Origin of the sequence: Rhodococcus sp. GA1 (assembly GCF_024321955.1) — a bacterium.
GTDB classification, from domain to species: domain Bacteria; phylum Actinomycetota; class Actinomycetes; order Mycobacteriales; family Mycobacteriaceae; genus Rhodococcus; species Rhodococcus pyridinivorans.
Genome location: NZ_CP097186.1, coordinates 3,294,520 through 3,314,102, shown reverse-complemented (window position 1 = coordinate 3,314,102; position 19,583 = coordinate 3,294,520). Strand labels below are relative to the sequence as shown.

Here is a 19,583-nt window from a genome sequence, read left to right as displayed (position 1 = left end):
CATGACGAGTCAGTCGATCGGCACCGTCCTCGACACCCCGCAACCCGCCGCGGAGAGCCGCTGCCCCATCGACCACACCGCCGTCACCTCCCCTACCGGCTGCCCCGTCTCCCCGCGCGCCGCATCGTTCGATCCCTTCACCGGGCCGTACCAGGTGGACCCCGCCGCATCTCTGCGTTGGTCGCGTGACGAAGAGCCCGTCTTCTACAGCCCCGAACTCGGGTACTGGGTGGTCACGCGCTACGAAGACGTCAAAGCCGTCTTCCGCGACAACGAACTCTTCTCGCCTTCGATCGCTCTCGAGAAGATCACCCCGACCTCCGACGAGGCGAACGCTGTTCTGGCCCGATACGGCTATGCCATGAACCGCACTCTCGTCAACGAGGACGAACCGGCGCACATGCCGCGACGGCGAGCGCTGATGGAGCCCTTCACTCCCGCCGCGCTCGCCCACCACGAGCCGATGGTGCGCCGACTGACCCGCGAATACGTCGATCGTTTCATCGATGCCGGTCACGTCGACCTCGTCGACGAGATGCTCTGGGAGGTTCCGCTCACCGTCGCCCTGCACTTCCTCGGCGTGCCCGAGGAGGACATGGACACCCTGCGCGAGTACTCGATCGCACACACCGTCAACACGTGGGGACGTCCGGCTCCCGAGCAGCAGGTCGCCGTCGCCGATGCCGTTGGTAAGTTCTGGCAGTTCGCGGGCACCGTTCTCGACAAGATGCGCAAGGATCCCCACGGGCACGGCTGGATGCCTTTCGGCATCCGCGTTCAGCAGGAACAGCCGGACGTCGTCACCGACTCCTACCTGCACTCGATGATGATGGCCGGCATCGTCGCCGCGCACGAGACGACCGCCAACGCCTCTGCGAATGCCTTGCGGCTGTTGCTCGAACATCGCGACGTGTGGGAAGAGATCTGCGCCGACCCGAGCCTGATCCCCAACGCGGTCGAAGAATGCCTGCGTCATTCCGGATCGGTAGCAGCGTGGCGGCGTCTCGTCACCGCGGACACCACGATCAACGGTGTCGCCATTCCTGCCGGGGCAAAACTGCTGATCGTCAACTCGTCCGCGAACCACGACGAACGCCACTTCGACCAGGCCGACGACTTCGACATCCGGCGCGACAACGCCAGCGACCATCTCACCTTCGGGTACGGCAGCCACCAGTGCATGGGAAAAAACCTCGCACGCATGGAGATCCAGATCTTCCTCGAAGAACTGACCCGACGCCTGCCACACATGGAGCTGGTCCCGGATCAGGAATTCACCTATCTGCCCAACACCTCGTTCCGCGGACCCGATCATGTGTGGGTTCGCTGGGATCCGACACGCAACCCCGAACGAGCCGATCCGGAATTGCTGTCCCTTCAGCAGCCGGTCAAGATCGGCGAACCGTCGAAGAACACGATCGCTCGCACCATGGCCGTCTCCGGGCTGGAACGCGTTGCCGACGACACCCTGCTGATCACCCTGCGCGACACGAGCGGGCGGCCGCTGCCGAAATGGTCCGCCGGGTCGCATATCGACGTCGACTGCAGTGCAGTGTCGCGACAGTACTCACTGTGCGGTGACCCGAACGATCGCAACACGTTCCAGGTGGCCGTTCTCCACGATCAGGAGAGCCGGGGTGGGTCCCGGTGGATCCACACCGAACTTTCTGTCGGCGACACGCTTCGGGTGCGGGGTCCCCGCAACCACTTCAAGCTCGACCCCGACGCGAAACGGTATGTCTTCGTCGCCGGTGGCATCGGCATCACCCCGGTGATCGCGATGGCCGATCAGGTCAAGGCCGCCGGAGGCGATTACGAGATCCTTTACGCCGGACGCTCACGCACCTCGATGGCATTTCTCGACCGTCTCGCACGCGACCACGGCGATCGGGTCCGGCTCTATCCCGGCGACGAAGGCACCCGCATGGACCTTTCCGCTCTCTTCGCCGAACCGGAAGAGGGCACGCAGGTGTACTCGTGCGGTCCCGAGCGTCTGCTCTCCGCACTCGGCGAGGCCACCGCACATTGGCCCGACGACACCCTGCACGTCGAACACTTCTCCTCCACGCTCGAAGAACTCGATCCGTCCAAGGAGCACGGCTTCGAGGTGGTGCTGAAGGATTCCGGCATCACCGTCCCGGTCGCTGCCGATCAGACAGTGCTCCAGGCACTTCGAGCCGCCAACATCGACGCCCAGAGCGATTGTGAGGAAGGCATCTGCGGCGCATGCGAGGTACCTGTCCTCGACGGCGAGGTCGACCACCGCGACCTGGTCCTCACCAAGGCCGAGCGCGCAGCCGGAAAAACCATGATGACCTGCTGCTCCCGCGCATGCGGCGACAAGCTGACCCTCCAGCTGTGACACAGCAACCCTCGAAACTGATCCGAAAGGCACGACATGACCACCATCGAGCAGTCGGGTACGCCGTCCGTCCCACCGGACTCCGGCACACCGACCACCAGAACGCCGTTCAAACGGGTTCTGGCCGGCAGCATGGCCGGCGCCGTCCTAGAGTGGTACGACTTCGCGATCTACGGCATCCTCGCCGCGACCGTCCTCGGCCCTCTGTTCTTCCCCAGCGGCAACCCGGTCGCCTCGTTGTTGATGGCCCTTGCGACACAGGGACTCGGGTTCGTCGCCCGTCCTCTCGGCGGCATCGTCTTCGGTCATCTCGGTGACAAGTTCGGACGCAAACCCATTCTGGTTGCAACGTTCCTCATGCTGGGAGGCGCGACCGCCGCGATCGGACTGCTCCCCACCTACGGCCAGATCGGCATCTGGGCCACCGTCGCCCTGGTCGTCCTGCGCATGATCCAGGGCTTCGCCCTCGGTGGCGAGTTCGGCGCCGCAGTGATCCTGGTCAGCGAATACGGCGAACCCAAGCGCCGGGGATTCTGGGCGGCATGGCCGCAGTCCGGAGCTCCGGCCGGTACCGTCCTGGCCACCGTCACGGTGGGCATACTCGCGGTCGTCTTCCCCGGGGACGCCTTCGACGACTGGGGTTGGCGCGTCGCCTTCCTCCTCGCCGTGCCGTTGCTCGTCATCGGCTTCCTGATCCGTCGGGGCGTCGAGGAATCTCCGGTCTACCGGGCCGCGCAGGAGAAGGCCGAGTCCGCCGAGGACAAGGCTGCCCGCAAGGAATCGTCCAGCATCATCGAGGCTCTGCGTAAGCCGCGCCCGCTGCTCCACGGCCTCGGCATGCGCCTGGGCGAGAACATCGCGTTCTACGTCTACACGATCTTCGTCATCGCGTACGCCACGACCTATTTCGACTACACCCGCGGCGCGATCGTCACCACCGTCGCCTTCGCGTCGGTCTGCCAGTTCCTCGGAATGATCGGCGGCGGATGGTGGTCCGACCGGGTGGGACGCAAGATCGCCATGCTCGTCCCGGCCGTCTCGCTCGTCATCTGGGCGCCGATCTTCTTCTCCCTGGTGCACACCGAGAACATGACCGCGCTCGGTGTGGGTGTGTGCGTCGGCGCGCTGCTGCACGGCATGCTCGCCGGCCCGGAAGCCGCATGGATCACGGAACTCTTCCCCACCAAGTACCGCTTCGCCGGTTCGTCGCTGGTGTTCCAGGGCTCGTCGATCATCGCCGGGGCTCCTGCCCCGTTCATCGCGGTGTGGCTGGTCGACCGCTTCAGTGCCACCGCAGTCATCGTCTATCTGGTGATCACCATGTCGATCACCGTGATCGCCGTGGCCACCAGTCGCGAGACGAGGGGCGTCGATCTCGACAAGCTCGACGATCTCTACTGAGCACGCCTCATCGAGAAGTGGCGTGGAAGTAGGCGGGGGATGCGTACACGGAAGGTAGAGCCGACACCTTTCTCGGACTCCACCTCCACCTTCCCGCCGTGCGCCGCGACCAGCGCAGCGACGATCGACAGGCCCAGACCACTCCCACCCGACGCGCGGGTGCGGGAGGTGTCGGCGCGGTAGAAGCGTTCGAAGACGCGCTCGCGGTCGTCGGGGTCGAGGCCGGGGCCGGTGTCGGCGACTTCCAAGATCGCATCGGTGTCTGCGGTGCCCACCCGCACCGTGACATCGGCGTCTGGTGGGGTGTGGGTCAGGGCGTTTGTGACGAGATTGCTCAACACCTGACGCAGACGGGCGTCGTCGCCGAGAACCTCGGGAGTGCCTGGGCCGTCGATGATGTCGAGGGTAATGGTCCGTTCGGGTGCGACGGCACGCGCGTTGTGCACCGCGTCGGCGGCGACCGCGAGCAGATCCACCGGGGAACGGTCGAGCGGGCGTTGTTCGTCGAGTCGCGCAAGCATCAGCAGGTCTTCGACGAGCAGGCCCATGCGGCGGGCCTCGCGTTCGATGCGGTCCATGAGCATGCCGGTGTCGGTACTCGCGCCCTGCCGGTACAACTCGGCGAAACCGCGGATGGTGGTGAGCGGGGTTCGGAGTTCGTGGCTGGCATCGGCGACGAAGCGACGCATCTTCTCCTCCGAGCGTCGCGCCGACTCCTCGGATGCTGCGGTCGCCGCGAAGGCCGATTCGATCCTGCCGAGCATGGCGTTGAAGGTCACCGACAACCGCCCGATCTCGGTTCGGGGATCGCCCTCGGGCACCCGCTCGCTGAGGTCGCCTTCAGCGATCGCGGCGGCGGTGCGCTCGACCTCGTCGAGGGGACGCAGGCTCATCCGCACGACGACACCGCCGCCCACCGCCAGTGCGACCAGCACGACCGCACCGATCACCGTCTGCAGCACGACGAGGCTGTCCACCGTCTCGTCGGCCTCGGCCAGACTCATCCCGACGGTGGTCACGACACCCGACGCGTTCTCGGTGCTCATCACCCGCCAGTGCGGACCGTCGTCGCCCACGGATCCGACGGTGACGGGCCTACCGGCCGGATCCTCAGGCACATCCGGTGCGGTCGACTCGTCGTTGACGACGAACAGCACTTGTCCGTCGGCGTCGACGACCTGAACGTAGAAGGGGCTCGGTGGTCGCCGGGAGGTGGGGGCGTCCAGCGGTGGCGTCGGTGGCGGCTTGTCGGGTCGCGCCCAGGTCCGTGCGGCCTCCTCGAGGTCCCGGTCGACGCGCGACAGCAGAGAGTTCTGCAGAGCCGAGGTGACGGCAACACCCGACGCGAGCAGACCGATGCCGGCCAGGAGCACCAGGGCGGCCACCAGCGTCCAACGGAGTGGCAGCGCCCGCAGCCGGTTCATGTGCGGGGTTCCCGCATCACGTAGCCCACCCCGCGAACGGTGTGGATGAGGGGGACGTCGCCGATGTCCACCTTGCGTCGCAGATACGACACGTACGACTCGACAACCCCGACCTCACCGCCGAAGTCGTAGTTCCACACGTGCTCGAGGATGCGGGGCTTGCTCAGCACCGTCCCGGCGTTGAGCATGAAGTACCGCAGCAGCGTGAACTCGGTCGGCGACAGCGACACGGGCTTGCCGGCCTTGAACACCTCGTGGGTGTCCTCGTCGAGTTCGAGGTCGGCGAAGGTGATGCGGGAACTGCGTTCGGTCTCGGACACCTTGCCGGCGCGGCGCAGGATCGTGCGCAGCCGGGCGATGACCTCTTCGAGGCTGAACGGTTTGGTGACGTAGTCGTCGGCGCCGAGCGTCAGGCCCGCGACCTTGTCCTCCACCGCGTCTTTCGCGGTCAGGAACAGCACGGGCGCGTCGATGCCGTCGGCGCGCAGGCGGCGCAGCAGGCCCATGCCGTCCATCCCGGGCATCATCACGTCGAGGATCACTGCGTCGGGCCGGAAGCGTCGCGCCTTGTCCAGTCCTTCGGCGCCGTTGCTCGCGGTCTCCACCTCGAAGCCCTGGAACTTCAGGCTCACGGACAGCAGTTCGACGATGCTCGGCTCGTCGTCGACGACGAGCACGCGCGCTTCGGGAATCCGGTCGGTCACGACTTCGATTGTCGCGGGTAGGGCTGGCACCGCGCTCGAGATTTCCTGGCAGGTTCCTGTGAGCTTTCCGATTGTCAGGAAGTTGCCAGGAGAACTCCACGGAACCTCGAGATCACGAGTGTGTGCTGTGGGGGTGAACAACGGCTATCAACAGACCGCGAGCAGACTGCACGCGTTCAACCGGTACGAGATCAAGTATTTCGTCGACGAGATGAAGGTGCCCGAACTACGGCGCGAGCTCGCCGCCCGGATGGACACCGATCCGTACTCCCCACACGGGGGCTATCCGGTGACGTCGCTGTACTACGACACCCCGGATCTGCGGTTCTACTGGGAGAAGATCGAGGGCCTGAAGTTCCGCCGCAAGGTACGCATGCGGCTGTACGGCGATCCGGCCGCATGCACCGACGACTCTGCCGTGCAGGTCGAGATCAAGCAGCGCGTCAACCGGGTGACCCAGAAGCGTCGCACTGCCCTCCCGTACGGCGTCGCCCTGCGATGGCTGAACGGACGCGAGGACATCGAGTGCGACGACTCGCAGCGGCCGTTCGTCGACGAGGTCTCCGGTCTCGTGGGGAATCTGGATCTGCGACCGATCGTGACCACCGGCTATCTGCGCGAGGCGTTCGTCGGACGCGACGCCGACCTCGGCCTGCGCGTGACGATCGACCACAAGGTGCACGGCCGCGACCGCGACTTCCACTTCGCGTCCGGCGCAGAGAACCGCTTCATCATCCCGCCGAAGCTGGCCGTCGTAGAGCTCAAGGCCAACGAGCGGGTGCCCTACTGGGCGACTGATTTGACGGCCCGGCTGGACATGTCGGTGATCCGGGTGTCGAAGTACTGCCAGTCGGTCGAGGCGTTCGGGCTCGCACCCCGGTCCCGTTTCGGTGCACCGGAACTGGTGTCGCCGGACGGCTCCGACGCGCGGGTACCCACCGATCTTCTGTCCACCGAACCGATTCCGGCTCGCTGACCTTCCCTTCTCCGAAACAAGGACGGATATGAACTTCGATTTCCAAGATCTCAGTGGCACGTTCACGACCTTCGACATCGTGGTGTCGCTGGCGTTGTCGTTCGTGCTGTCGAGCGTCATTGCGTGGGTCTACCGCTACACGCACAAGAACGTCTCCTACAGCCAGTCCTACGTGCAGACGCTGGTGCTGGTCGGCATGGTCATCGCGCTCATCATGCTGGTGGTCGGATCGAACATCGCCCGGGCGTTCGCTCTCGTCGGCGCGCTCTCGGTGGTGCGATTCCGCAACGCCATCAAAGAAACTCGCGATGTCGGGTTCATCTTCCTGGTGATGGCCATCGGCATGACCACCGGTACCCGCTTCTACGTGCTCGCCATCGCAGCGACCGTCGCGATCTGCCTCGTACTGCTGATCATGAACAAGTTCAACTGGTTCACGCTCGACGTGCAGCGTCAGGTGGTCAAGGTGCAGGTGCCGCCGGAGCCTGCCTACACCAGCACCGTCGAGGACATTCTCATCAAGCACTGCAGTGAATACGAGTTGGTGTCCACCGAATCCGTCCGCGCCGGCGCTCTGGTGGAGCTGTACTACACGGCGCAGCTGAAGAAGGGCACGAGCTCGAACGACCTGATCGCGGCACTGAGCGCCGTCAATGCCGGCCAGCGGGTGAGCGTCCTGACCGGATACGACCAGACCGACCTGTGATGACTGCACCCACCCCGCGGCGCCGTCTGCGGCACCGGATACCGACCTCGCTGCGGCGGCACTGGAAACTGCCAGTGGCGTTCATCGCGTTCGTCGCGATCGTGGCCACGGCCTTCGGAGCGACACGCGTGCGGCCCTACATCACAGGCGACCCGACGATCATCTCCTCGGAGATCACCCAGAACGTCGCCGGCACAGTCGATCTGTTCGACACCTCCGCCACACACGAGTTGTCGCTCGAGATCGGCGACGCCGAGTACGACGACATGATCTCCACATACGAGAAGGACGGCGACAAGGAGTGGGTGGTCGCCGATGTGGTCATCGACGGCACCCGCATCGACGACGTGGGTGTGCGCCTGAAGGGCAACTCGACGCTGCGCGGCCTGCAGGGCGAGGGTTTCGATCAGGCACAAGGCCCGCCCGGGGTGGAGGGCACGGTTCAGGTGGATCCGGAGGATCCGACCTCGTTGCCCTTGCTGATCCGTTTCGACGAGTACGTCGACGGTCGCGCGTATCAGGGCATGACAGAACTGTCGGTGCGGCCCGGCTCGCCGGTGATCAACGAGGCGATGGCGTTGTCGCTCACCGCCGAGACCGATCAACCGACCCAGCGGTACGCGTACACGGTGTACTCGGTCAACGACAGCGCCACCGCGACGCGACTGGTGCTCGAGCATCCCGATGAGCAGTACGCCAACTCGCTGTTCGACTCCCCCGGCTATCTCTACAAGGCCGATGCGTCGTCGCGGTTCGAGTACGTCGGCGACGACCAGTCGGACTACGCCGACCAGTTCGAGGAGATCAATGCCGCCGACTCCGGGACGCTGCAACCCATCATCAGCTTCCTGAAGTGGATGGACTCGGCCGACGACGCAGAGTTCGACGCGCACCTCGCCGACTGGGTCGACGTCGAGTCCTTCGCCCGGTACGTCGCCACACAGAACCTGCTCGTCAACTTCGACGACATGGCCGGACCCGGTCAGAACTACTACCTCTGGTACGACCTCGACACGAAGAAGCTCTCGGTGGTCTCGTGGGATCTGAACATGGCCATGCAGGGTGATACTTCCGCCGGCCCGGACGACTCCATCTCCATGATGGGCGGCATGGGACCGGGCGGTCGCCCGCAGGGCATGGCGGGCGCCGCGCCACCGGAGGGGATGCCTCAGGCCATGCCACCTGGAATGCCTGGAGGTGAGAGTCGCGGACCAGGCGGCGGCAATACCTTGAAGACCCGTTTCCTCGACTCCGACGCCTTCACGGAGATCTACCACCGGGTGTATCAGGAGCTGTCCGAACAGATCTACGGCAACGGTCTGGCGCTCGAGGTGCTCGACGAGGTGGCGGCGTCGGTGCCGACCTCCGACGGACTCACCGCCGAGGCGCTGCAGGAGAGCGTCGACTCGATGCGCTCCTGGATCGGGGAACGTACGCAGGCACAAGTTCAGTGGATTCAGCCCCGCTGAGCGAGGTCGGATCCACCGAAGTTACGGATACTGTCGGGCCATGACTTCCGAAGAAATCCTGCTCGTCGAGCAGCGCGATTCCGTCCGCATTCTCACCTTCAACCGCCCGGAGGCGCGGAATGCGCTGAGCTCGGCGCTCATCGATGCCCTGCGCACCGAGATCGCTGCAGCGGAGGCGGACGACGAGACGAACGTCGTGGTCCTTACCGGCACCGACCCGGCCTTCTGCGCCGGACTCGACCTGCAGGAACTCGGGGAAGGTGGAGGCAACCTGTCGCTGGTGTCCGGCGCCGACCTCCCCGTCGGTCATCCGTGGAAGCCCATCTCCAAGCCGATCATCGGCGCGGTGAACGGCGCCGCCATCACCGGTGGTCTCGAAATGGCACTCGCGTGCGACTTCCTCATCGCGTCCGAGCGCGCCCGCTTCGCCGACACCCACGCGCGAGTCGGCGTCCTGCCGGGTTGGGGACTCACCCAGCGCCTGCCCGCGGCGGTGGGTCCGGGCTTCGCGCGTCGCATGAGCCTGTCCGGCAACTTCGTGGGTGCCGAGGAGGCGCTGCGTGCGGGTCTGGTGACGCAGGTCGTCGCGCATGACGAACTGCTCGGCACGGCCGTGGAGGTCGCGCGGACGATCGCCGGCAACGACCAATCCGGTGTGCGGGCGTTGCTCGCGTCGTACCGCCGGGCCGAGGAGCATGTCGTCGAACCGGCCCTACGGGTGGAGCAGCAGACCTCGGAAGAGTGGATGCGGGAGTTCTCGCCGTCGCGGGTCGCCGAGCGACGGGCTGCGGTGATCGAACGCGGAAAGTCCCAGAACGCCGTGAATCCCAAGTCCTGAAACGCCCATGACCAGAGGGCATTTCGGTCTAATCGGACACTTTTATCACAGAAATATAACAACTAGTGACGGCAGGTAACAGGCTTTGGGGCCTTCGCGAAGTATGGGACGGAAGTGAATTGATCTTGCGGATCCATTCACTTCCCGCGCCCGTTCGCGGGCGTGCCCATCCACAACAACATGGAGGTATTCCTATGCTGCTCGGATCTCTCGCACTGACCCTCGGTGGACTGCTCGCCGCTCTCGGCATCATTCTCTGACAGCCAGACGATCGACTCCGCGCCCGCACTCCCCCTGCGTGCGGGCGCGGTTCGGTCTATTCGGACGGATTCACTTCCGGCGTCCGGAAAACCGTGCCCCCACTACGCTTCTCGGACATCCTCTTCTCGAGTTCGTCCTTCTCGCGCTGCGCCATCTCGGGGTCGACGTCCTCACCCGGGACGGGTCCGGGATCTGTAGCCGGTGCGCCCTGACCGGGATCGGCCGCGTCGATCTCGTCGGAGCCGGTGTGCTTGATCGGGAGAAACGGTTCCATGCTTGCCATGGATACGGATTCCCGACACCGATGCGCGCAAACAACTACTCCGGCAACGGAACGTTCTGCAGTCGCAGCTGACCGCGAGCGAGGACCTTGCCGGTCGTAGTGTCGGTGATGATCACCAGCCACAGTTGCTGAGTCCTCCCCTGCTGCAACGGTTCTGCCGTGACCGACGCGCGGCATCCCGTCGTCGAACGCAGGAAGTCGGTCGAGTTGTTGACGCCGACAGCGAACTGGCCGCGCTCGAGTACCGCGGCGCTTGCGCCGATGCTGCCGGCAGTTTCGACGATGGTCGCATAGAGCCCACCGTGCACGACTCCCCACGGGGTGTGATGGTCGGGGCCCAGGTCGACGTATCCGGCGACCTTCGTTCCGGTGGCTTCCTCGACGACGAAGCCGCTCGCCTCGACGAATCGGCTCGGCGGCTTCTGGCCGTAGTCCTCGATGGTCGGACGGGCCTCGGTAGTTCCGGTCATGACAACTCCTCGTTCACGCTGACTTCGATATCCACAGTTAGCCAGTGCCTAGGCTGACTGTCAAGGATTAAGTCAGCTACCCTGTGGGCATGCAGTGGCTCGACTACAGCACCGACAACTGCTCGGTCCAGCGCACGATGGACGTCATCGGCGAGAAATGGACGATGATCGTTCTCCGCGAAGTGTTCAACGGCGTGCGACGTTTCGAGCAGATGCGCCGGCACACCGGCATCTCCGACCCCGTGCTGTCCGCCCGACTGCGCACCCTCGTCGAGGCCGGGATCCTCGACACCGTCCCCTACCGCGAGGAAGGCCGCCGCACGCGCAACGAGTACCGGCTCACCGACAAGGGTCGCGATCTCTATCCGATCCTCGTCGCCCTGCTCCAGTGGGGGGACAAATACTGTGCAGATCCCGACGGCCCGTCACTGCTCATCGAACACCGCGACTGTGGCGCTCCGGTCGAAGCGGTCGTGCAATGCGCCCACGGCCACGGTCCGCTGCGGCCGAGCGAGTCGCAGACCCGGCCGGGTCCGACCGCGCGAAAACTCCCCGAGGGCACGAAAACATAACGAAGTGAATTTTCGGTCCGCGGCAGTGTTTCTCACCGAGGCGGCGGGTACTCCTCGGTCAGCGTCCCGGTGCGGACGCAGTCCGGATAACCGAACGACAGGAGGAACACATATGCACTTCGGATCTCTTGCGCTCCTCGGCGGACTGCCTGCGAAACCGGGCATCGCCCACTGAGCCAGCGCACACCGCGTCCGCATCCGTGATGGGTGCGGACGCGGTCGTATGTGCGATGAGTTTTCCGGGTGGCGCGAGTCGGTATGGTCACCGACCCCAGAAGGAGCCGACATGCCCGAATTCGTCACCCACTCGATCGACGTCCCCGGCGCGACTCTCGTCTACGACGTCCGCACCGTCCCCGGCGACGCCACCCCGCTGCTGCTCGCCGGATCCCCGATGGACGCGAGCGGCTTCACGAGCCTCGCCTCCTACCTCGACGACCGGACGGTGATCACCTACGACCCGCGCGGCACGGGCCGCGGTACGCGCACCGACACGTCGATGCAGTCCACTCCCGCTCTGCACGCCGACGACCTGCACCGGATCCTCGTCGAACTCGATCTCGGTCCCGTCGACGTCTTCGCCAGCAGCGGCGGCGCAGTCAACGCCCTCGAACTCGTCTCGCGCCACCCCGAGCAGGTGCGCACGCTGGTCGCGCACGAACCGCCGATCATGGAACTGTTGCCCGATCGCATCGGGGCCGAAGCGGTGCGCGACGACATCCGCGACACCTATCAGCGCAGCGGCCTCGGACCGGCCATGGCGAAGTTCATCGCCCTGGTCAGCTACGAAGGTGAACTGACCTCCGACTATCTCGATCGGCCCGCTCCGAACCCGTCCGACTTCGGCCTGCCCACCGAGGACGACGGGACCCGCGACGACGTGCTGCTGGGCCAGAACTGGATGTCGTGCACGGGCTACCACCCCGATCTCGACGCTCTCGCGAACGCGTCCACGCGCATCGTCGTCGCAGGTGGTCGCGAGTCGGTACGCCAGCTGTGCGGCCGCGCCTCGGCAGCGCTCGCCGACCGGCTCGGCACAACTCCGACGCTGTTCCCTGGCGATCACGGTGGCTTCATGGGTGCCGCAGAGGGTATGCCCGGCGATCCTGAAGCTTTCGCCGCCGTGCTCCGCGACGTGCTCCAACCGAGCCGCGTGTAATCCGTCCGATCCGCTCCCGCGCGCGTCGCGGTTCCCGCTTTCCGGAGGTCACCATGACCGAACCGCATTCCGGCCGTCCACCCGTGGTCGACCTCGCGACCTGGCAGGCCGCGCGCGACGAACTCCTCGTTCGCGAGAAAGCCCACACCAAGGAAGGCGACGCCATCGCCGCGGCTCGCCGACGACTCCCGATGGTGGAGTTCGACGGAACGGTCGAGGTGGTCGGGCCCGACGGCCCGGTCCCCTTCCTCGACCTCTTCCAGGGTCGCAACGAACTCGTCGTCTACAAGCACATGTGGTACGACGGTGCACCTCCGCAAGGGCAGTGCGAGGGATGCACGACCACGGCCTGGCACGTCCGCGACGCCGTCTACCTCAATGCTCGCGGGGTGTCGCTCGCATTCGTCACCACCGGCCCGTGGGAGGAGGTGGCAGCGTTCGTCGAGTTCATGGGCTACACCCAGCCCTGGTATTCGGTGCGCGACCTCGACGAACCCGTGGGCGGAGCGATGGGTTATCTCACCTCCTACCTCCGCGACGGAGACCGGACCTTCCTCACCTACTCCACGACGGGTCGCGGCACCGAACGGGCCAACAGCTCCGCCGGCCTGCTCGACATGACCCCGTACGGACGCGGCGAGAGGTGGGAGGACAAACCCGAGGGCTGGCCGGAGGGCGACGATCCGTGCTGGTTCTGGCGCACCGACGCCGACGGCAATGCGACATGGGATGAGACGAGCCGGCCGGTGCCGCAGTGGACCCGGCCCGGCGCGACTCCCGTCGAAACCCTCGGCAGGCAGGGCAGCTGGCACTGATCATCTGCGACCGGCACTGATCACACCGGCGGTTCCGCTCGCGCCTACCGTGGAACGAGGTGTTCCCGACGAAGGAGTGTGCGTGGCGGAATCGTCCGGGTCGAATCGTCCCGAGTCCGAATGGAACGGCCGGGATTGGTATGTGAACTTCGGTGAGCGCAGCCCGTCACGGAATTGGGACGACGGCCGCCGTTACGGCTTCGTCGCCGCCGGCGGTGGCCGCTGGTATTCGGATTCCTTGCAGGAGTTGCCCGTCGGTGGCCGCGTCTTCGTTTACATCCCGAAGAGCGGATACGTCGGCATCGGCGTCGTGACCGGCCCGGCGGTTCCGGCCGACGAGGCGACGCTCGTCGTCGACGGTCGCGCGGTGCCGTTCCGCAGCCTCGACCTGAAGGCGCCGTACATCCACGAGAGCGAGAGCACGGACCCGCACGAGGACCACCGCGAGTGGATCGTGCCGGTGCAGTGGACGCACACCGTCGCGCGCGAGGATGCCTTCCGCATCCCGGGCCTGTTCGCGAACCAGAACTCGGCATGCCGCCTGCGTCACCGCTTCACCGTCGACACCGTGACGTCGTTCTTCGAGAGCAATCCGGATCGGGATGGGTGACAGCAGAAGCTTTTTCGCACGATCACTCCGTGTCGCGCAATGCGCTCCTGCGTTCGACCCGGCGCCGATCGGCCAGGTGGGCGTCGCGCAGCACTTCGAGCAGACGCGGTGTGGTCCGCTCGCCGGGTTCGACGACCGCGACCCATCCCAGTGAGCCGTAGAGCGGATGAGGGATGAAGACGTCGGTCTCGGCGAAGTCGATCGTCGAGGGGTCGACGGACCGGGGTGGGTAGCCGAGCAACTCGGTGAACAGCTGCGTCCCCGCATGCACGTTCATGCGCCATCGGCCCGGCTCGTCGAGGCGTGAATCCCCATCGTTCGGATAGTTCTTCGTCACGATCGTCGCGTAGGGCTGCCGATTGTGCGGGATCTCGCCGTCCGGGGCGTAGTAGAAGAAATGGTCGCCCCACGAAATCTCGGGGAGCCCGTTCCCATCCTGTGGTGCGAGCTCGAGGACACCGCTGAAGCTTCTGATCTGCGCGAGGATCTGTTCCATGGTCATACTTCGAGTGTCACCTTGAAGTGTTTATGGAGGGTTCGAGCAGTGGAGCACACGATGACGACGGGGCGCCTGGCCGCAGCCACCGGATACTCCGTGCAGCAGGTGCGCGATCTCGAACGCCTCGGAGTGATTCCTTCCGCCGTACGAATGCCCAACGGCTATCGCAGATTCGGTCCCGAACACGTCACGGCCCTGCGTGCGTACCGCGCACTGGCTGTCGCGGTGGGTCCCGTCGAGGCGCGCAGTGTCATGCACGATGTGCAGGTCCTCCCCTACGACGAGGCACTCGCCCGTGTCGTCGAACTCCACAGTGGGCTCGCGCGGGCACGCGCCGAGAGTCTCACCGCACTCCGCGCACTCGACACCATCGTCGACGAGGCCGCCCACGACGCGCCTCCACTACCCGGCGACGCCATGAGCATCACCGAGCTGGCGAACGCCATCGGAGTGCGATCGTCCACCCTGAGGTTCTGGGAGAAGGAGGGATTGGTCGCGCCCGAACGGATCGACCGTAACGCTGCGCGGAGCTACTCCCCCGCCGCGGCGCGGGATGCGCGGATCGTTGCCGCACTACGCGCGGGTGGCTACCGCATCCCGGCGGTCCGGGCGGTGATGGCAGCGATCGGAACCGACAATGACACCGATACTGCTCGGGACGCACTCCACGAGCGCCTGCACACCATCGCAGTGCAGTCCGAAACGTTGCTGCGAGCCGGTGCAGACATCGCGAACCTGATCGAGAACCGGACTCCGCGCTCGTCTAACTCGAATCCGAAGAGTGCAACCGCCACGGCACACTCGTCACCATCACCCCGGGCTGGAACAGCAGACGACTCTTGAGTCGCAGCGCGCTCTGATTGTGGAGCAGATTCTCCCACCAGTGCCCCACGACGTATTCGGGGATGAAGACGGTGACCACGTCGCGCGGCGAGTTGCCGCGCACCCGCCTGACGTAGTCGAGTACCGGTCGCGTGATCTCCCGGTACGGCGACTCCAGCACCTTCAACGGAATCGTGATGTCGCTGGCTTCCCATTCGCGCACGAGAGCGCGGGTGTCCTCCTCGTCGACGTCGACGGTGATCGCTTCGAGGGTGTCGGGGTGAGTGGCCGAGGCGTACGCGAGCGCGCGACGTGTCGGGTGGTGCAGCTTGGCCACGAGCACGATCGAATACGTGCGGCTGGGCAGCAGACCGTCCCATTTGCCGGCGTCGAGTTCGGCCGCCACGCGTCGGTAGTGGTGGTTGACGGCCCGCATCGTCACGAAGACGATCACCATGGCGAGGATCGCGATCCACGCGCCGGCGAGGAATTTCGTGATGAGCACGATGATCAGGACGGTCCCCGTCATCGCCAGACCCACACCGTTGACGACGCGCGAACGCTGCATTCTCCGGCGGTGACGCGAGTCGGTTTCGGTGGCCAACAGCCGTGTCCAGTGACGAACCATTCCGGTCTGGCTCAACGTGAAGGAGACGAACACTCCGACGATGTAGAGCTGGATGAGATGGGTGACCTCGGCGTCGAACACCCATACCAGCACGATCGCTCCGAGAGCCAGGAAGACGATGCCGTTGCTGAACGCGAGCCGATCGCCCCGGGTGCGCAGCTGGGTCGGCAGGTGTTTGTCCTGCGCGAGTACCGACGCGAGAACCGGGAACCCGTTGAATGCCGTATTCGCGGCGAGGACGAGGATCAACGCGGTCACGGCGGTGACGAGGTAGAAACCGAGCGGGAAACCGGTGAAGACCGTCTCGGCGACCTGCGCGATCAGTGTCTTCTGGTGATAGTCGGCCGGTGCCCCGCTCAACTGTGTCGCGGGATCTGCGGCGACGACGACCCCCAGTCGCTCGGCGAGGACGATGATGCCCATCAGCAGCGTGATCGCGATGGCGCCCAGCAGGAGCAGGGTGGTGGCAGCGTTGTGCGATTTCGGTTTCCGGAAGGCCGGCACCCCGTTGCTGATGGCCTCCACTCCCGTCAGGGCCGCACATCCCGACGAGAACGCGCGGGCGAGGAGGAAGGCGAAGGCCAGCCCGGCCAGGTGGGATTGTTCGGCGGGGAGTTCGTAGTGCGACGACTCGGCGCGCAGAGGGACGTCGGACACGACGAGACGCACGAAGCCCCAGACGAGCATCACCCCGACACAGAACATGAAGGCGTAGGTGGGCACGGCGAAAGCTGTTCCGGCTTCGCGGAGTCCGCGCAGATTGACCGCGGTGAGGAGTGTGATCGCGGTGATGGCGAACAGCACTTTGTGGTGTTCGACGAAGGGGACGGCCGACCCGATGTTCTGGGCGGCCGACGAGATCGACACGGCGACCGTCAGCACGTAGTCGACGATCAGCGCGCTGCCCACCGTCAGGCCGGCGATCGCACCGAGGTTCTTCGTCGCCACCTCGTAGTCGCCGCCCCCCGACGGATAGGCATGCACGTTCTGCCGGTAGCTCGCGACCACTACGACGAGGACGACGGCGACCGCGAGACCGATCCACCCGGAGAATGCGTAGGCGGACAGGCCCGCCACCGACAACACGAGGAAGATCTCCTCCGGCGCATAGGCGACGGACGACAGAGCGTCGGACGCGAAGACCGGCAGGGCTATCCGTTTCGGCAACAGCGTGTGGCCGAGCGTGTCGCTTCGCAGCGGCCTTCCCAGCAACATCCGTTTGGTGATGTTGTCACGGCCCTTGTGGATGGTTACGGCCACGACCATCGACTCCTGTCCGGCGCATACCCGCGCACGCAGAAGGGAACGGTACGCTTGTATTACCACGCTCGCCATGGGTGCAGATAGGCAAATTCACCCCGTCGATCACCCGTCGGCAACGTTGGCAGATGAAAGAATCGTGGGTAGCGTGGAGTCGTTGTTGCTCCTCGCAACAAAGCGTGCCGTGTCTCCTCCCCTTTGACACGGCACGAACGGACCCCGTCGGCCCCTCCCCTCGTTGAGCCGACGGGGTTCACTCATTGGTTCCCGTCTATGCCGCGGTTCACACGTTTTCGTACAGAACGGTCCGTTTTACGGATTTTGCGGCGATCCCGGACAGCGGCAGCAGAACTTGACTCGTCCACAGTGCGCGCGGTCGACTACTTTCTTTCACCACGCTCACGATCCGGAGAACCCTGATGACCGATTCCATCCTCGAGCTCTACGTCAACGACGGATTGTCCGACGAGGAAATCGATCAGCAGAGGGCCACCTACGGTCCGCTCACCGAGGACGTGCGCGAGCTGATCCAGCTCGCACTGCAGACGCGTGTGGATGCCGACGACGTCGCGCGGGCGCGGGAACATCTCGCAGCTGCGCGCGAGATCCTCGAACGCGACCGGGAGGACGGGCCGTACGGCACCCGGTTCAACGATTCGGGCCGATTCCGTAACTGGGGAAACGCCGCAATAGGCCTGCGCAACGCCATCGCCCCGATCGGCGACATCCACGAGGACGACGACGGCCGCGTGTGGGCGGACATCCACCTCGGTCCCGTCTACGAGGGGCCGGCCGGGCACGTGCACGGCGGGGTCTCCGCACTGCTGCTCGACCAGATCCTCGGCGACGCCGCGCGCATCTCGGGACATCCGGGAATGACGGGCACGCTCACCATCCGCTACCGCAAGCGCATTCCCCTCGGCGCTCTGCGCGTGGAGGCGAAACTCGACCGCGTCGAGGGACGTAAGGCGTTCGTCGTGGGGCACATCGCCGACCCGGAGGGGATCTGCGTGGAAGCGGAAGGCATCTTCATCGCTCCGGTGTGGATGGTTCAGCAGCGCGACTCGTTCGCGGAGATACCGAGACCCGAATAGGCTCACAACGCCCATGGTCGACCATCAGGGTTGTGAGCCTCACCCGTGTGTTGTGAACCTCCGGACGCCGGAGCCGACGATCAGGTGCTTGCTCTGATGACCGTCACCCTGCAACGCCTGAGCTGATGCTCCTGTTGCGAGGGTCACGACTTGCGACTCGGTAGGTCCGGCTCCTCCGCCAGTACAGTTGATCGATATCCGGCAGGAGCGAGAGGAGTCGACCGTGCAGAACGCCGTGTTCTACTCGCTCGTCGCGATGTGTTCGTTGTTCGCCGCGTCGACGTGGTGCCTCTCGCGCCCCCACCTGCTGTCGAGCTCGGCCGCGTTCGTGGCCTCCGGGCTCTGGGTGCTGATGAACGGACCTCTCGAGGGCCGTGTGCTGCACTCGGTGACGCCGAACCACGGACTGACCGAGGCCGACCTGCTCTCGGGAGTGGGCGTGTGCATCGCAGCCTGGGGTTTCTGGACGACGCGGAACCGTCGGCGACGGCGGCGTTCGCAGCGACCGGCGTCGTACCGCAGGCATCCCGACCGGTCCAGAGCCATGCCGACCCCCGTCTTTCCGGCGGAAAGCGACGTCGAAACGGGCCCCATCCGCCGCAAAGCAGGATGAACGTCTCGGTTCGACCCCGAGAAGATTCTCAGGTCTCGTTTCAGTATCGACTCTGGACGAGTGCCCAGCTGTCACCTAAGCTCCAAAGCGGCCACGGCGTAGGTGGCCGTGTCTCCCTAGAGTCCTCCCCGACACAGGAGATACAGCGCGAGGCCCCCGCCGGCTCCTCCCCTCGAATCGCTGGCGGGGGCCCTTCCCTGTCGGCCTCCCCGACGACAGGGGCAGATCGATGGTAATCAGGTCCCGATGTCCGATTCGTCCTGCGTTCGGACGAAACGCCGGGTAACCCTTGTGACCTTCGTCTCTGCGGCGCTGTCCACAGCATAGAGCAATCTGCTCACTCGCGTGCATAGGTCTTTCTCGAGTTCACCGAAAGATCAACTCGCAGAGTCCGTTCTGCCGCTTTCGCGCGCTTCGCACTCTTCCGTCAGGCACGATCCGCCAGCTCGGCGTGCCCGGCCTGACGAGCACAATGCGCGCAGCAGAAGACGGCATCCGCCGACTCCACGCCGTGCCCGAGGATGCGGCAGTGACAGTGGGCGCACTGCGGCGCCATCTCCTCCTCTTCCGGCGTCACGATCGGACGGTGTCTGCTTTCCTTCCGGTCGGGTACCCGG

General features: G+C 65.6%; 20 protein-coding genes. 13 read left to right on the top strand and 7 right to left on the bottom strand.

From position 1 onward, the window contains the following. Window position 1: 1 nt before the first annotated feature. Both M3330_RS15735 and M3330_RS15730 read left to right on the top strand, forming a co-directional pair. Entirely contained in the window at window positions 2-2,362 is a 2,361-nt protein-coding gene (locus tag M3330_RS15735) for a cytochrome P450/oxidoreductase (RefSeq protein WP_024101963.1), read from the top strand. 36 nt (window positions 2,363-2,398) lie between these two features. Further along, window positions 2,399-3,763: an MFS transporter gene (locus M3330_RS15730; RefSeq protein WP_024101964.1), complete on the top strand. Its 1,365-nt coding sequence runs from the start codon at window positions 2,399-2,401 to the stop codon at window positions 3,761-3,763. Here the strand turns inward: M3330_RS15730 and M3330_RS15725 are convergent. Both M3330_RS15725 and M3330_RS15720 read right to left on the bottom strand, forming a co-directional pair. Next, complete coding sequence (locus M3330_RS15725; RefSeq protein WP_024101965.1) at window positions 3,757-5,187, bottom strand: HAMP domain-containing sensor histidine kinase; 1,431 nt, start codon at window positions 5,185-5,187, stop codon at window positions 3,757-3,759. The two genes, M3330_RS15730 and M3330_RS15725, sit on opposite strands and share 7 nt — an antisense overlap. Then, entirely contained in the window at window positions 5,184-5,891 is a 708-nt protein-coding gene (locus M3330_RS15720; protein WP_024101966.1) for a response regulator transcription factor, read from the bottom strand. The genes M3330_RS15725 and M3330_RS15720 overlap by 4 nt, the downstream gene beginning before the upstream one ends. Window positions 5,892-6,024: 133 nt before the next feature. On the opposite strand from M3330_RS15720, the gene M3330_RS15715 reads away from it, so the two are divergent. The 4 genes from M3330_RS15715 to M3330_RS15700 are packed head-to-tail and all read left to right on the top strand — an operon-like array spanning window position 6,025 to window position 9,880. After that, entirely contained in the window at window positions 6,025-6,867 is an 843-nt protein-coding gene (locus M3330_RS15715; protein ID WP_024101967.1) for a polyphosphate polymerase domain-containing protein, read from the top strand. A gap of 28 nt (window positions 6,868-6,895) precedes the next feature. Beyond that, window positions 6,896-7,573 (top strand): DUF4956 domain-containing protein, encoded by a 678-nt coding sequence (locus M3330_RS15710; protein ID WP_006553093.1) that lies wholly within the window; start codon window positions 6,896-6,898, stop codon window positions 7,571-7,573. Then, a complete protein-coding gene (locus tag M3330_RS15705; RefSeq protein WP_024101968.1) occupies window positions 7,573-9,042 on the top strand; it encodes a CotH kinase family protein in 1,470 nt (489 codons plus the stop codon). The genes M3330_RS15710 and M3330_RS15705 overlap by 1 nt, the downstream gene beginning before the upstream one ends. 40 nt (window positions 9,043-9,082) lie before the next feature. Further along, window positions 9,083-9,880: an enoyl-CoA hydratase gene (locus M3330_RS15700; protein WP_024101969.1), complete on the top strand. Its 798-nt coding sequence runs from the start codon at window positions 9,083-9,085 to the stop codon at window positions 9,878-9,880. A 316-nt stretch (window positions 9,881-10,196) separates the two neighbouring features. Here M3330_RS15700 and M3330_RS15695 read toward each other — a convergent pair whose 3' ends face one another. Continuing rightward, the gene (locus M3330_RS15695) at window positions 10,197-10,415 is read right to left on the bottom strand and encodes a hypothetical protein (RefSeq protein WP_051424854.1); all 219 of its coding nucleotides are present in this window, start codon (window positions 10,413-10,415) and stop codon (window positions 10,197-10,199) included. A gap of 44 nt (window positions 10,416-10,459) precedes the next feature. Continuing rightward, window positions 10,460-10,894, bottom strand: a complete 435-nt coding sequence (locus tag M3330_RS15690; protein ID WP_006553096.1) for a PaaI family thioesterase — start codon at window positions 10,892-10,894, stop codon at window positions 10,460-10,462. Window positions 10,895-10,983: 89 nt separating this feature from the next. On the opposite strand from M3330_RS15690, the gene M3330_RS15685 reads away from it, so the two are divergent. The 4 genes from M3330_RS15685 to M3330_RS15670 all read left to right on the top strand — a co-directional run bounded on the left by M3330_RS15685 (window position 10,984) and on the right by M3330_RS15670 (window position 14,050). Then, window positions 10,984-11,466 carry a helix-turn-helix domain-containing protein gene (locus M3330_RS15685; RefSeq protein ID WP_024101971.1) on the top strand — a complete coding sequence of 161 codons (483 nt, stop codon included), beginning with the start codon at window positions 10,984-10,986 and terminating at the stop codon, window positions 11,464-11,466. 286 nt (window positions 11,467-11,752) lie between these two features. Continuing rightward, entirely contained in the window at window positions 11,753-12,625 is an 873-nt protein-coding gene (locus M3330_RS15680; RefSeq protein ID WP_024101972.1) for an alpha/beta fold hydrolase, read from the top strand. A gap of 53 nt (window positions 12,626-12,678) precedes the next feature. Next, entirely contained in the window at window positions 12,679-13,440 is a 762-nt protein-coding gene (locus M3330_RS15675; RefSeq protein WP_024101973.1) for a DUF899 family protein, read from the top strand. An 82-nt stretch (window positions 13,441-13,522) separates the two neighbouring features. Then, window positions 13,523-14,050: a hypothetical protein gene (locus M3330_RS15670; RefSeq protein WP_024101974.1), complete on the top strand. Its 528-nt coding sequence runs from the start codon at window positions 13,523-13,525 to the stop codon at window positions 14,048-14,050. 22 nt (window positions 14,051-14,072) lie between these two features. On the opposite strand, the gene M3330_RS15665 is transcribed toward M3330_RS15670, so the two are convergent. Next, the gene (locus M3330_RS15665; protein ID WP_024101975.1) at window positions 14,073-14,552 is read right to left on the bottom strand and encodes a DUF6194 family protein; all 480 of its coding nucleotides are present in this window, start codon (window positions 14,550-14,552) and stop codon (window positions 14,073-14,075) included. Between the two features lie 54 nt (window positions 14,553-14,606). On the opposite strand from M3330_RS15665, the gene M3330_RS15660 reads away from it, so the two are divergent. Next, window positions 14,607-15,392 (top strand): MerR family transcriptional regulator, encoded by a 786-nt coding sequence (locus M3330_RS15660; RefSeq protein ID WP_041803838.1) that lies wholly within the window; start codon window positions 14,607-14,609, stop codon window positions 15,390-15,392. Here the strand turns inward: M3330_RS15660 and M3330_RS15655 are convergent. Then, window positions 15,313-17,265, bottom strand: a complete 1,953-nt coding sequence (locus M3330_RS15655; protein ID WP_024101977.1) for an APC family permease — start codon at window positions 17,263-17,265, stop codon at window positions 15,313-15,315. The genes M3330_RS15660 and M3330_RS15655 overlap by 80 nt on opposite strands. Window positions 17,266-17,678: 413 nt before the next feature. Between M3330_RS15655 and M3330_RS15650 the strand changes: the two genes are divergently transcribed. Then, window positions 17,679-18,353 carry a PaaI family thioesterase gene (locus M3330_RS15650; protein ID WP_041803454.1) on the top strand — a complete coding sequence of 225 codons (675 nt, stop codon included), beginning with the start codon at window positions 17,679-17,681 and terminating at the stop codon, window positions 18,351-18,353. Between the two features lie 223 nt (window positions 18,354-18,576). Next, entirely contained in the window at window positions 18,577-18,966 is a 390-nt protein-coding gene (locus M3330_RS15645) for a hypothetical protein (protein WP_024101979.1), read from the top strand. A 427-nt stretch (window positions 18,967-19,393) separates the two neighbouring features. On the opposite strand, the gene M3330_RS15640 is transcribed toward M3330_RS15645, so the two are convergent. Next, on the bottom strand, window positions 19,394-19,543 hold the full coding sequence (locus M3330_RS15640) for a hypothetical protein (RefSeq protein WP_006553103.1): 150 nt from the start codon (window positions 19,541-19,543) through the stop codon (window positions 19,394-19,396). Between the last annotated feature and the right edge of the window lie 40 nt (window positions 19,544-19,583).